Source organism: Rhizobium sp. P1_C7 (genome assembly GCF_056406295.1).
In genome coordinates, this window is sequence record NZ_JBFUAL010000014.1 from 145,687 (window position 1) to 158,198 (window position 12,512).

The window sequence follows — 12,512 nt, forward strand, 5'->3', positions numbered from 1 at the left end:
CACAAACAGAACAAGGTTTCGACCCAGGAAATCCAGTCTTTCTTCTCAAGAAAGTGGGAAATGAGGAGAAGATTCGAGGTTCATATGGCGCGCGAGGGACTTTACCGGCGAAATCGAATATGCTCGAAGCGCCGGCGACCACATGGGAGAATGTCACTGATGAACTGCGAGGCCAGAGGATGATCCAGAAAATAGCAGCCGCGGTCGTGACAGGGGTGCTTCTCGCAAGCTGCACGGCTATTTCGGGATCCTATTCGTCGGAAGGGTACGCGCCGATTCCCGGCAGCATCACCTATGGCGGTCAGCCTCGAACGAAGCTCAAGAACTCGCCCATCGGCTCTTCGTTTCCTCATACGTTCATTGATCAGAGGGGGCGCGAGGTCGAGGAGATCTATATCATCCAACCAGATCGCACTCTGCTAATCGCCCAGCGACACTACCGGCCTTTCCTTGCCTGGAGCAGAGACTAGCAGCGGCAATTTGCCCGCTCTGGGCTCGATCGCGAGCTGTCAACCCACCCAGCGCTTGGCACACGATTTCATCGCACGTTGGCAATACACTCGTCCTCGCTTCCCTTCCAGCGAAAGCCCTTCTTGAGGGATGTTTGCGCGGCAACCTGCCCAGCGGGCACACTCTGTCACAAAAGAGCTATCTGGGCACGACGTCATGCAACTAGGACATGATGCTTCGCATTGAGCTAAGTACGTTTTCACTACTACGACATCGATCGCGACGGCTGGAAACAGGCAGCCCAGCCCAACGCACTTCTTCGCGAAGGTGATGTTGGTCGTCAGAATGCCGACTGGCTTTTGGGCCTCGGCAACAGAGCCAGGGAAACCAGCGTCCGCCCGGTTTGCGCGATGCTCCCCGCGGGCCGTCGTCTCGATCTTCGCCGACGACCGTCCGGCACATCCTGCGGCTCGTTGATGTTCGGCAGAAGCACCACATCTGGGATTGAGCAGTATAGGGTGCTTCAGTGATGCTCACGTAGTGTATCCGCCAGCATCGTGTCTAAGCTGTCCGCTCTCACGCCGAGACTCTCCTCTGTCTCGGTCGAGTCCACGATCAGAGGGTCGGTGAAGAGATATCGCATCTCCACAAGTTCGTTCATGCCCAAGAGCTTCATTTCTACAACCGAGAGCGTGCGGATTTCAGGGACGTCTTTCCCAAGCATCTTTGCAGCCTGCTGGATTAGCTTGCGCGGCGATGCATATCGCGACGGCACATGGAACGCTCGCCCCCATTCGCCCGAGTACATTGCAGCTGCAACAAGTGTCCTGGCAACGTCCTTCGTGTATGACCAGGCATGATTGGCGTCCAGGTCCCCTAAGAAGCTGATAGGCTTACCTTCGAAAAGGGGCGGGAGTGCGAGAAGTGAGAAGTAGGTCACGGCGCCAAAACCGAGATAGTCGCTCGCGCGTACTTCGATCGCGGGCACCGAAGACCGAACGGCGCGTTGCCACATGATCGTTCGTGCAGTTCCTTTGTTCGACGTAGGGTTCGGTGCAAGGTCAGGTTTTAGCGGGCTTTCAGCACCTTCCCCGTATCCATAAAGGTTGCCGAGAACGATAATTTTTGCGCCGACAGTTTCGGCTGCACGCACGCATCCGTCTATTATCGGGAAGAAATCGGTCGGCCAACGATGATAGGCGGCCATAGCGCACATGAAAATGGCTTCTGCCCCACGACTGATGCGTGCCAGTTCATTCGCGTCCGTTGCGTCTGCTTGGATTGTGCGCACTCCCGTAATTTCAATCGAATTCACGGTCCTGCTTGTAAGCAAAACCTCATGCCCTTCAATTGCTAAAAGCCGCGCGGTCTCAGTTCCAACTGGCCCTGCCCCAACTACAACATAGAAACTCATTCCGATTCCTTTGCTCAAAAAAACAGAGAAATCGCAGACTAGGAGGTTTCTTCATTTTAGGTCGCGCAGGAACCGCCAAAACTTGAGCAGATTTTGTCTCCCAAGGGGCACGGATGCGTTGTTCTCGCAATTCGATCTGTACTGTCCGTGCTGGGCAGGAAAGCAGATGAACTGCGCGACCAACACCTGTACGCCGAGGCCTGGTTTCAGATGCTTGCGTGCATTCAAGGACGTCAGGCGCGAGCGGCGCTCAAAGTGCCTCTTGGTTCAAGTCCCGGTTGAACAGCATGTTTGATGCGATGAATTGCCCGATGTTGTCGAGCGCTGAGTCGGCAGCGTCGAGAATGCCCGCGTTCGCTGGGAAAACGTGCAACATGCCCTCCCATATATGGACTTCGACGTCTTTGACCCCCTCTGCGTAGCGCAACGCGTCGTCGAGCAGTATTTCGGAGGCTCCGACATGAATAAGCAGAGGAGGCAAGCCCACGCGATCAGCGTAGACGGGCGACGCTTGCGGATTGCGAGAATCGGCATTGCCGAGATATAGCTGCGCCATCTCAGCTAGCGCTGCCGCACTCCAGATAGGGTCCGCAGCATCCCGCGTCAACATAGAAGGGCTGGTGAGCGCAAGATCGGTCCAGGGCGAAAGAGCGACCACCAAGCGAGGCGCAGGGTCAGCATTCTTGACCTGCGAAAGCAGCGCCAAGACCAATCCGCCGCCAGCTGAATCGCCCGCCAGTGCGATCTGCCGGGCGCCTTGCGCTACAAGACCGGTGTAAGCGCGAACAGCATCTTCAATCGCAGCAGGGAATGGACGTTCGGGCGCCAAGGCATAGTCGGCAACAAAGGCTGCTATACCGCTGCGTGACACTATCTGGCTGACGAAGTTCACATAGGCTCGCGGCGATCCGATGACATACGCACCGCCATGCAAATAGAGGATCGCGCGATCGGTCGAGCGGCCGGATCGTGGCCGAACCCATATTCCCGGTACGCCGCCGACAATCCCTTCCTCGTTGTCAATATCGTGCGCCGGCTCGAAGCCGTTCATGATGTGGTCGAACACCGGTCTTTTGTCAGGACCGGTAAACGTTCCTTTGACACCATTCAGCGCCTCTAGCATCTCCGCCATGACGGCGGCGTCCTTTTCGGACAGTGCATGCGTTTCGATTGTCATTCTGTTCGTCCTTCGAAAGTCTGATCCAATCGCCCCAACGGCGAACCTGTCCTTGCCCAACATCGGCCATTGGAAACCGGACCTGAGGAAAAACTAGGCAGAGATCCGTTCGTGCCCTTACGACGCTACGGCGACACTCGAAAAATATTGATCCACGAGCGCGGCGATAGGTGTTATATTTGGACAGATCGTCTCTCTGGTGGAACATATGGACTTCGTTGCGCTTGTTGACTTCAACCTTGTCGCTCGCCACGGCGGCATTGGACGGGCGGCGCGCGCGACTGCCCGCCCGAAAGCGACCCTCTCACGGCGAGTTGCAGACTTGGAGCACAGCCTCGGGTTGCGCCTGTTCGAACGGGGTGGGCATACGCTCAAGCTCACCGAGGAGGGACGAGCGCTTTACGAGCGAACGAGTGCATTGCTTACCGAGATCGACGAGACGGCAGCAGCGATCGCTTCGCGAGGAGAAACGCCGCGCGGCAAATTGCGCATCAGCGCACCATTGTTGTTCTCCCAGACCGCGATGGGGAAACTAGCTGCGGGATTCGCGCGAAAATATCCGGACGTTCGGCTCGAGGTAACTGCCGAAGATCGTGCAATCGATATGGTGCAGGAACGCTATGACCTGGTAATCCGGGTAAATCCAGATCCGGACGAAACCCTTGTCGGACGTATCTTTGTGCACGACCGGTTGGTAGTTGTGGCTAGCCCTGACTTGGTCAGACCATCCGGCAATTCGGTCGTTCCCGTAGTGCTGCGTGGGGCCTCAGAGCAACCTATCGCCTGGGAATTGACCGAGACGGCCGCAAAATCACGCCTCGCTATCGATCCGGTGCTACGTGTGTCGTCTCTCATCATGGTCCGCGACGCCGTTTTGGCGGGGATTGGCGCAGGACGCCTCCCCGCGTCCCTTGTGAGCGCCGATCTAGCCACGGGCAGGCTGGTACATTGGGGCGACGTGGATGGGCCAAGTATCGCCCTATGGGCGCTCTATCCGTCTCGTCGATTGCTGAGCGCGCGCGTATCTGCCTTCCTCGCTTATTTGGCGGAGTCCTTTCCGACCGGAACATCGGACGAGTTTGCAGCCTTTATGCAAAGCTGACAGACCGTTTCGGGCGTTAGCGCAAACTCTGGCACCCGTTGATGTGAATTGTTGGCGACGTTTGCCATGACTGGCTGGGTACATCCGCAGCCATTGGCATCCGTAGCATCCTCCTATCGCATTGCAGCGAGAGATACGCGCGCCTCTTCATTGATGGCGGATCCAACGACTGATCCGGCAACAACGCCTGGGTTTGGATGCCGCAATGTTCATCCCAGAGGCCGCGTCAATCACTTGCGGCATGTCGACCGTCAAACATTGAAATGCGGGACTGCACGGGCAGGTTCACGAACATCATCTTGGAGATTGCTTTTCCTCGCTTAATTTCCCAAGCCATTGCGCCATCGCCTTTCCGATTTCGTCAGGAGCGTCCTCCTGTGGGTAGTGAATCCCCGCAACAGCAATCTCCTCCTGGTTCGGCCAGCTCCTCGCCTGCGCCATGATCTTCTCACTGTGCGTACCCGGTTCAGCGCGAATGTAGAGCTTTGGAAGGCCGCTTTCCGCAAGCCACGTCCCATAGTTCTCGAACACTTCGGCAACATCTGCGGGTTCTCCTCCGATCGGTAGCTGACGCGGCCATGTTAACATTGGTCGACGCCCTTCACCTGGCTCAAGGAACGGCCGGCGGTATTCGGCCATTTCGGCGTGTGTGAAGGGCCTCAAGGTCCCGTTGACGATGCTTTGTTCAATGAAGATATTCTGTTGCAGGACGAGTTCTTCACCCAGCTCGGAACGCACGCTGCGGAACCGGGGTTGGGCCGCAGCGGGCATATCATCCCATTCGATCGGAGATATCAGTGCCTCCATGTGGACGATGCCCTTTATGGCGTCGGGGTGGCGCCGCGCCCAGTCAAAACCCAACGCGGATCCCCAGTCGTGAACGACCAGCGTCACGCGCTCCTCCAGCGCGAGCGCGTCGAAAAAGGCGTCGAGATAGCACCGGTTTTGGGCAAAGGTATAGGAGCTTGCGTTTGAATCAGGCAGCCTATCTGAATCGCCCATGCCTATTAAATCCGGCGCGATGCACCGGCCATATGGCAGTGCATAGGGAATGATATTCCGCCAAAGGAACGACGACGTCGGATTGCCGTGAAGAAAAACGATAGGATCTCCGGTGCCAACATCCAGATAGGCGATAGAGAGGCCGTCGATCTCAATGCGTTTTTTGTCTGTTGGGCTGGTCATAAAAGCCTCCAGGGCTGGTTGATTGAGTTGGTGTTGCGCTCAATGCTCAAGCGGAGTGATAGACGACGGGGATACCGGTTCCGAATTCCGCCTTGATTTTGGACCGCTCGAACATCGCCTGCGGGTTCAGTTCTATTCGCGCTTGCCCGGCGGCAGCGGCGTCGAGGGCTTCTTTATTGAAGCCTCGGATTCGCACTCGCCGATCATACTGAAATTGTTTTCAGCCTAATGCGCCCTGTTCATCACGAGGCGCTGCGGACGCGTGATGCGGAAAATTCGCGAGCCGTAACTGTTGGTGCCCATATCTCTGTTCCTCAAAATCTGCGGATATTGTCGCGCAGTTATCGACCGCTCGTTCTTGATGTGCTATATGCAGCATATTCGACAACATGATGTCAATATGGGAATCCACAGCGCATGAAAAATGATGACTTGAGAACGGACGCAGGTGAAGCCGTAAGCGAACTGATCGTTACCATTTTTCGTCTGAACGGCCGATTGCTTGCCGCCGGCGACCGTCTAGTGGAGACGCTCGGACTGACCAGCGCTCGCTGGCAGGTTCTGGGCGCAGTCGCACTCTCCTCTGTTCCCGAGCCAGTCGCGCGGCTAGCGCGCAATATGGGGCTCAATCGGCAAGGCGTGCAGCGAATTGTCGGTGATCTGGTAGCCGATGGGTTCATTGAGCTGAGGGAGAATCCGCATCATCGAAGCGCCAAGCTTGTCATGATGTCGAGCAAGGGTAGAGCTGCCTACGAAGCCGCACTTCTGATGCAAGCACCGTGGGTGAACATACTGGGTGAAGGCATTGACGCGGAGCAGATCCGCAATGCGAAAAATGTCCTCAATCTGTTGAAACGCCGCCTCGACCAACCTCACGATACCAACGATGATTGAAACACGGCACGGGGCCGTACGCATATGCTGTGAGGCTGCCCGGGCCTTTAGAAGATTTCGCGACCCTCGACTTGGTTTCGGAAGGGAGAGCTGAACTAATCGCCGGTGGGGGGGCGTGGAGGCATTCTCTCACTTTGACCTACCCTTCAAGACTATGACGAGTATTTCAAAGAACCTGATTTTCTCACGCGGCCGCGACGCGGTGGGCCGAGCGACTGGGAAGGGCAACGACGCTCGCGACTAACTGGACAACATGTCAACCTCGACCATTGCAGTTGGAACCGCCAGTATGGCTTGGGGCAACCGGCTCACCAAATTCCTTCGTGCGCCCAGAGCGCGCGGCCTCCATCACAAAGCAGGGCACGAGGCAGGCGAGCCTCCGCAAACTCTCCGTATCGGCCTTCATGCACTCGGCCATGTCGCTGAGAATATCGAACGGGCGCGTTGGAAGAGTTTTTCCCACCCTACCGAGCAGTCTTTGAAGAGATTGCGATGAAGAGTGGGCGACCAAGCCCAACTCGTCAGTCCTTCCAATTGCTAACGCACCCCCCCCGCGCTTGTTGGTGGGGGACCAGATTGGCGCGCAATATCCGCTATGTCGACCACGCTTTAGGCCGTGTGTCGCGTGTCTGGCTGCAGATCAGCGTAAGGCCCGTTCCGAGGGGCGCGTGCTTGCGGTCAATTGGGGTCGAAGTCCACGAAAGACTAGCGAGACCGGCCACGAGCTTTCTAAAGCCCATCCAGTTTCAAACGTAGAGCTAGCAAATCTATGAAAGCCCGCACCTTTGCCGGAGCGAGTCTATTCTCCTGCCAGAGAGCCTGTATTGGAACGGGGTTGGGTTCGAAATCTTCTAGAACCAACTCGACCTCTGATGCCGCAACCAAATGTTTTACCTGCCAGAGCGGAGAATACCCGAGCCCCAGACCGCTCCTAGCCGCGGAATAGATAGCCGTCATTGTATTCGATCGAAATGTCCCTTGAACTCTAATGACGCGGGTTCTCCCGTCTATTTGAAACGACCATTGCCCGGCCTGTCTATCGATGGTCCTAACAAGACAATTGTGAAGCCGCAAATCTCGAGGATGCTCTGGCCGACCGCATCGCTTGAAATAGGACGGCGCACCGAAAACAACACGCCGTAGCGCGCCCAACTGCCTGCTCTGCAGTCCGGAATCCGGGAGATCGGCAATGCGGATCACCAAATCGAGCTTCTCAGTCGGGAGATCACTGAAACCGTCCGAAAGTTGAAGATCAATCTCCGTTTGGGGAAACGATGTCATGTATTCCGCAATGATCGGCACCAGGAAATTCGGTCCGAACAGAATGGGAGCCCCAATGCGCAATACCCCCGAAGGCTCGGACCGGCGATTGGCCGCTTGCTCCCTGGCTTCCCTGATCTCCGCAATTGCTGGCTTGATCCGCTCATAAAAAGCTGCACCCGCCTCGCTTGGTTGAGAGTGTCGCGTCGTCCTGTGAATAAGGACCACGCCAATATCTCCTTCCAAGGAAGCCAAGGAGCGGCTCACCCCTTGCAGTGATCGACCGAGATGGAGTGCTGCCTCAGTCAGGCTGCCGTAGTCAACCACGGACAGGAACGCTTCCAAGTCTTCCAAACGATTCATGACTATCTCGCAAATCAAGAGAGAGAATCAATTCTAGCGCGGATTGTTACAATATGCGTGAAAATATAAATTCAGTCCCGAAAACGAATGAAGGATGAATGGCATGACAGACACGATACCCACCGTTCTTGTCGTAGGGGCCGCGGGCAAATTTGCGCGGCTAGTGATCCCTGAACTTCTCCGACGGAATTCCGTCGTTCGCGGGCTGGTCAGAAACACCGAACGCGGCGAGGTCGCACGAGCCTGGGGCGCAACACAAATCGCAATCGGCGATCTGCGAAACTCGGATAGCTTGAACAGAGCTGTCGAGGGCGTTGATGGCATCTTCCACATCGGTCCGGCTTTTGCTTCGGACGAGGCGGCAATGGGGATCGCGCTGGTTGAGGCTGCAACGCGCGCTGGTGTCCATAAGTTCGTATTCTCCTCGGTAATCCAGCCGACGAACACGCGCCTCAAGAACCACGCCAGCAAAATTCCAGTAGAAGAAGCTCTCTATTCCTCTAACCTCAACTACACGATTCTGCACCCCGCGAATTTTATGCAAAACATTGGTTTGAGTTGGCCGGCTATCCTACGTGACGGAGAATTTGCAGAACCGTTTCCGAAGGCAACCAAGATCGCAAGGGTCGATTATCGCGATGTCGCCGAGGTTGCCGCAATCGCCTTAACGACGGCAAAACTCGACTACGCTACATTGGAGCTTTGCGCCGGAATGTTCAATCGTCTCGAGATAGTCGAGATTATCACGAGAGAACTCGGGCGTCCCATCGCCACTCGCGAGCCCGGCTTTGAACAATGGGTAAAAGATACGCCCCTTCCGTACGACGATCATCAGATTCATCTTCTGTCGAAGGTCCATGACCACTACCGAGAATTTGGGCTGGGAGGAAACAGTCTTTCATTAGCGGCTGCGCTTGGTCGTGAGCCACGTTCAATGTCTCAATATATCGGCGAGCTCGCGTTCCAATCGCTAGCTGAAAACGGTACCAGGCTAAAGGACAACCGCAATGCATAGAGAACCCCATCAGCGTCAAAGGTTGAGAAAGCTCCCGCCGGCCTCCGGCCGTTTTGTTACGCCGTTCGTTTTGTCTGTGTTCATGTCGGGGATTGTCTCGGCTGTCGTCACTGTCAAAGGCGTTGGGCTCGGATCGGAATTTCTAGGCAATTGGCCCGGCGCTTGGGGGGCGTCGTGGATCATCGCGTTCCCGAGTCTCTTGCTCATTCTTCCGATCGTTCGACGAATTGTAAACGCGATCGTGGAACAGCCTGCCGGCTAACCCGGGCACAATCGGCGAAGTTTAAGCACTGATCGCCTCCGAGCCCGACAAAAAGCGGGCGGCCTATTCCGACGCCTCCCGCTCAATAGGTGAGCAAACTATTCATCGGAGACCCGTAGCCGTCCGCTTTCTCCAAGTTGATGCACACCCCCCGCTTGCGATAAGTCGTAAGGGCAGATTGAAGTGGCCTCACTAGTCCAGAATCTATCAAACGGTCGATTGTCGCCAGGATTTCACCGCTCGGCTGCGTGAATACGACCTTAGCTCTGGCACGATAGGCTTCAGCCCGTTTTTGTGAAGGCGGCTGCGCCAGCGCAACCAGACTTCTGCCCCGCATGATCGTCTTCGACGATGCCTCCTGCACATCGCCGCCGATGGTGTCGATCACAGCATCCATGTTGCCTATATGCGATGAGAAGTCGGTCGTCCAATAGTCGATCACAGCGTGCGCGCCGATTTCCTCGACCAGCGTCGTGTCCTGCGTGGAGACAGGCGTCGTGACGTGGGCACCTAGCGGCTTGGCGAGCTGAATCGCTAGCGATCCGACACCGCCGGCACCCACTGGGCTCGGTTTCGCAAAGCGGAGATCTTTGGCGGCCTGATCCGCTTTGCCCATTGAACAGGCCCTCAGCAATCATCAAATAATATTCCTATTGAAACTGCCATCCGAGGTTGATTTTGTGAATCCACAACCCGCCTTTATTGAGCCGCTGAATAGAGTATCGGTGGTAAGTCGGCATTTCGAAGCTGGCAATTTCAGGCTTCCGCCCGCTGAGCATCATCGCATCATGATCCATGCTAGCAGGTCCACTCGTTCGTATTGCAACGAGGTCGGTCGCTACTTTGAACGGCGGAATGGTGACATTGATCTGGTGCCCGCTGGCAAAGGAGCGGGCTTTGAATCCGAATCCCCGTTCGAGGCTCTTGAAGTTCGACTGGCAACGAGTGTCGTTGAACGCGCTGCTGAACTGGGCCAGCGTATGAACGCACGTCAATTCGAAACCCGACATCTCCTGCGTGATGAGCGCATCGAACATCTTGTCCGAGCGCTTGATATCGATGGCAACGCTGCCTACCCTGCTGGGGCATTCTTTGCGGACAGTGTTGCAATTGCCCTAGCAATACGCTTGCTCGGCCTCAACGAAGCAGAGGAAGAACGACCCGCTCGACTATCGAACGAGCAACTGAGACGAGTAACTGAATATATCGACGCGCACCTTCACCAGCCGCTCACACTTGACGTACTCAGCCGTATCGCAGGGGCTAGTAGTTCGCATTTAAGATCTTGGTTCAAAGCCTCAACTGGTTCGACAGTACACCGGTACGTCCTTTTGCGCCGCGTTGAGCGAGCTCGATCACTTCTGATACAAGGAAAGCTCAGCACCGACGAGATAGCTCATCAAACGGGCTTTGCACATCAGTCTCATCTTGCCCACTGGATCCGCCGCGAGACTGGCCAGACACCGCGCAGTCTGCGACGCTCGCACCTCCCGAGGTGAACCGACCGAATATAACCGATGCGACTGCGGCTGGAGACATCGGTCAGCGGAACATCTGGAGAGGAAGACCCCAGCAAGATAAGCAAGTGCCGATCCTCGACACCCGCGCAGCTTGAACTACGCACCTCTTTCTTGGTCAACGAAGTGTGAGGCCTCCTGCTCGCATGGTTGGTACTGCCCAACATCGCCTGAAAATAGTGCATCCGACCGGTTGCGGAAGAATGGCGTTGGTTCTCGCTATCACCCAGGGCGACATCGCGGGCAACCAGTCTAACAACGGCTGGATGCTGTTGAGTGAGCGTCGCCGTGTCCATAGACAGAGAAACAACGAGAATGCAATCGGAGCACACCCTGCGTCCCGGAGCGGGATTTTTATACCTGGGACTGCCGCACCGGACCGCACGTTGCGGGAAGGAAGCTCCGAATTTTTGTCATGTACCACTCAGGAAACCCGAGATGTTCTCCAGCTTCTAGCAATGGCGCGATGTGACTAACGTCTGCTTGAGAAGGCGGCATTGCTGGAACCATATAACACAGAGATGGTACGAGGCGCCCCTTTTCCATTTCGTTCGCGAGAACCGGAAACGGATGGTAGCGCGCCTTCAATTGCCCATAAACATGCCCGAGTTGCTCGTGCTTTGTCTCCAACCGGGCCTGCCACATTGTGAAGGATATGAAGTCGCGCAAAAACAAATGGCAGGTGGCTTCGGCGGCATAGTGTCGTTCACTGTGAAAGGGGGAAACGACGCTGCGATGCGAGTGGCGGCCAATGTCCGCCTGTTTACGCGAGCGTCTTCCCTAGGGCGTCGACTCATAAACTCTGACACCAGATCCTCACCGCAACCAATTTGACAGCAGCGAGATAGTTTTCTGGACGTTTGTCGTAGCGTGTAGCGATGCCTCGAAACTGTTTGATGTTGTTGAAGAAACGCTCCACGAGATTTCGCTGCCGATACACCCAGCGCGAGAATGAGAAGGAACCCTTGCGGTTTGTCTTGAGTGGAATGTTGGCCCAGGCCTTGCGCTCGGCGGCCTTGGCTCGGATGGCGTTGGTATCATAGCCCTTATCGGCAAGCAGGATATCCCCTTCGCCAAGGCCGTCCGTCAGCGCATCGGCTTCAGTGCAATCGGCAACCTGGCCGCCGGTCAGGCGGAGCGTCACTGGCCGACCTTCGGCATCGACGAGCGCATGGATTTTGCTCGTAAGACCGCCGCGGGAACGTCCCATGCCACCATCGTCTCGATCCCCCTTTTTCCCGTGGCAGCGTGCTGGTGAACGCGAACACAGGTTGAGTCGATCATGACGATGTCGCCATCATAAGCTTCTGAAACCGCTTCCAGAAGTCGATCCCACACACCGGCCTTCCGCCAGCGGACGAAGCGGTTATAGCAGGTTGTTGGCGGACCATAACGTTCAGGAACTTCCGCCCAAGGCGAGCCCGTCCGGAAGCGCCAAAGGATGCCATTCAAGACTCGCCGGTCGTCGACACGAGGAACGCCGCGCGGCTTGTTCGGCAAGAGTGGCGAAATAATTGACCATTCGTGGTCCGTGAGTTCGTAACGGCGGCGTGTCATCTTGGCTCCACATTCGGAAGCCTTGAATCACGACGCGCGTAAAACGCCAAGAAAATTTATGAGTTTAGGCCCTAGCACTACTTTGGCAGAATGTATTTTGGCGGTCTGAAGCGGATTCTGCAGTGAGGACATCGTTCTGGGGCTGACGCTGATAGGAGGGTGTTTATGACCGCGCGTCGGATGGCTGGCAGTGTCGGTTTAGGCGGACCGTGCCTCTTCCTTTTTTTCCCGCTTTGCCTTGTGTAGGCGCTGATGTTGCAGGAAGGCGTAAGCGATCATTGTCATCAGCGCGTGTCGATGCAGACCTTGCCATGAT

At 56.2% G+C, this 12,512-nt stretch carries 14 protein-coding genes; 7 read left to right on the forward strand and 7 right to left on the reverse strand.

Going from position 1 to position 12,512, the window contains the following annotated elements; all coding sequences use genetic code 11:
* Positions 1-179 precede the first annotated feature (179 nt).
* On the forward strand, positions 180-470 hold the full coding sequence (locus tag AC1D2R_RS21590; protein ID WP_477970295.1) for a hypothetical protein: 291 nt from the start codon (positions 180-182) through the stop codon (positions 468-470).
* Positions 471-973: 503 nt separating this feature from the next.
* Here the strand turns inward: AC1D2R_RS21590 and AC1D2R_RS21595 are convergent.
* Positions 974-1,864: an NAD-dependent epimerase/dehydratase family protein gene (locus tag AC1D2R_RS21595; RefSeq protein ID WP_477970297.1), complete on the reverse strand. Its 891-nt coding sequence runs from the start codon at positions 1,862-1,864 to the stop codon at positions 974-976.
* A gap of 250 nt (positions 1,865-2,114) precedes the next feature.
* Positions 2,115-3,041: an alpha/beta hydrolase gene (locus tag AC1D2R_RS21600; RefSeq protein WP_477970299.1), complete on the reverse strand. Its 927-nt coding sequence runs from the start codon at positions 3,039-3,041 to the stop codon at positions 2,115-2,117.
* A 208-nt stretch (positions 3,042-3,249) separates the two neighbouring features.
* Here AC1D2R_RS21600 and AC1D2R_RS21605 point away from each other — a divergent pair, with 208 nt between their 5' ends.
* Positions 3,250-4,143: a LysR family transcriptional regulator gene (locus AC1D2R_RS21605; protein ID WP_477970301.1), complete on the forward strand. Its 894-nt coding sequence runs from the start codon at positions 3,250-3,252 to the stop codon at positions 4,141-4,143.
* Positions 4,144-4,437: 294 nt separating this feature from the next.
* On the opposite strand, the gene AC1D2R_RS21610 is transcribed toward AC1D2R_RS21605, so the two are convergent.
* Entirely contained in the window at positions 4,438-5,328 is an 891-nt protein-coding gene (locus AC1D2R_RS21610; RefSeq protein WP_477970302.1) for a haloalkane dehalogenase, read from the reverse strand.
* 417 nt (positions 5,329-5,745) lie between these two features.
* On the opposite strand from AC1D2R_RS21610, the gene AC1D2R_RS21615 reads away from it, so the two are divergent.
* Positions 5,746-6,222, forward strand: coding sequence for a MarR family winged helix-turn-helix transcriptional regulator (locus AC1D2R_RS21615; RefSeq protein ID WP_477970304.1), 477 nt, complete (start codon positions 5,746-5,748; stop codon positions 6,220-6,222).
* Between the two features lie 729 nt (positions 6,223-6,951).
* Here the strand turns inward: AC1D2R_RS21615 and AC1D2R_RS21620 are convergent.
* Positions 6,952-7,845: a LysR family transcriptional regulator gene (locus AC1D2R_RS21620; RefSeq protein WP_477970306.1), complete on the reverse strand. Its 894-nt coding sequence runs from the start codon at positions 7,843-7,845 to the stop codon at positions 6,952-6,954.
* Positions 7,846-7,948: 103 nt separating this feature from the next.
* On the opposite strand from AC1D2R_RS21620, the gene AC1D2R_RS21625 reads away from it, so the two are divergent.
* Both AC1D2R_RS21625 and AC1D2R_RS21630 read left to right on the forward strand, forming a co-directional pair.
* Positions 7,949-8,860: an NmrA/HSCARG family protein gene (locus tag AC1D2R_RS21625; protein ID WP_477970308.1), complete on the forward strand. Its 912-nt coding sequence runs from the start codon at positions 7,949-7,951 to the stop codon at positions 8,858-8,860.
* The gene (locus AC1D2R_RS21630) at positions 8,853-9,122 is read left to right on the forward strand and encodes a DUF2798 domain-containing protein (protein ID WP_477970310.1); all 270 of its coding nucleotides are present in this window, start codon (positions 8,853-8,855) and stop codon (positions 9,120-9,122) included. The genes AC1D2R_RS21625 and AC1D2R_RS21630 overlap by 8 nt, the downstream gene beginning before the upstream one ends.
* Before the next feature lie 82 nt (positions 9,123-9,204).
* Here the strand turns inward: AC1D2R_RS21630 and AC1D2R_RS21635 are convergent, their stop codons facing one another.
* Entirely contained in the window at positions 9,205-9,738 is a 534-nt protein-coding gene (locus tag AC1D2R_RS21635; protein ID WP_477970312.1) for a zinc-binding dehydrogenase, read from the reverse strand.
* A gap of 34 nt (positions 9,739-9,772) precedes the next feature.
* Complete coding sequence (locus tag AC1D2R_RS21640) at positions 9,773-10,159, reverse strand: hypothetical protein (RefSeq protein WP_477970329.1); 387 nt, start codon at positions 10,157-10,159, stop codon at positions 9,773-9,775.
* Between AC1D2R_RS21640 and AC1D2R_RS21645 the strand changes: the two genes are divergently transcribed.
* Positions 10,103-10,621 (forward strand): helix-turn-helix domain-containing protein, encoded by a 519-nt coding sequence (locus tag AC1D2R_RS21645; RefSeq protein ID WP_477970326.1) that lies wholly within the window; start codon positions 10,103-10,105, stop codon positions 10,619-10,621. The genes AC1D2R_RS21640 and AC1D2R_RS21645 overlap by 57 nt on opposite strands.
* Positions 10,622-11,314: 693 nt before the next feature.
* A complete protein-coding gene (locus tag AC1D2R_RS21650; protein ID WP_477970328.1) occupies positions 11,315-11,473 on the forward strand; it encodes a hypothetical protein in 159 nt (52 codons plus the stop codon).
* On the opposite strand, the gene AC1D2R_RS21655 is transcribed toward AC1D2R_RS21650, so the two are convergent.
* A protein-coding gene (locus AC1D2R_RS21655; protein ID WP_477970314.1) for an IS5 family transposase occupies positions 11,433-12,196 on the reverse strand; the annotation gives its coding sequence in 2 pieces (ribosomal slippage) (positions 11,433-11,881 and positions 11,881-12,196; 765 coding nt in all). The two genes, AC1D2R_RS21650 and AC1D2R_RS21655, sit on opposite strands and share 41 nt — an antisense overlap.
* Positions 12,197-12,512: the final 316 nt, after the last annotated feature.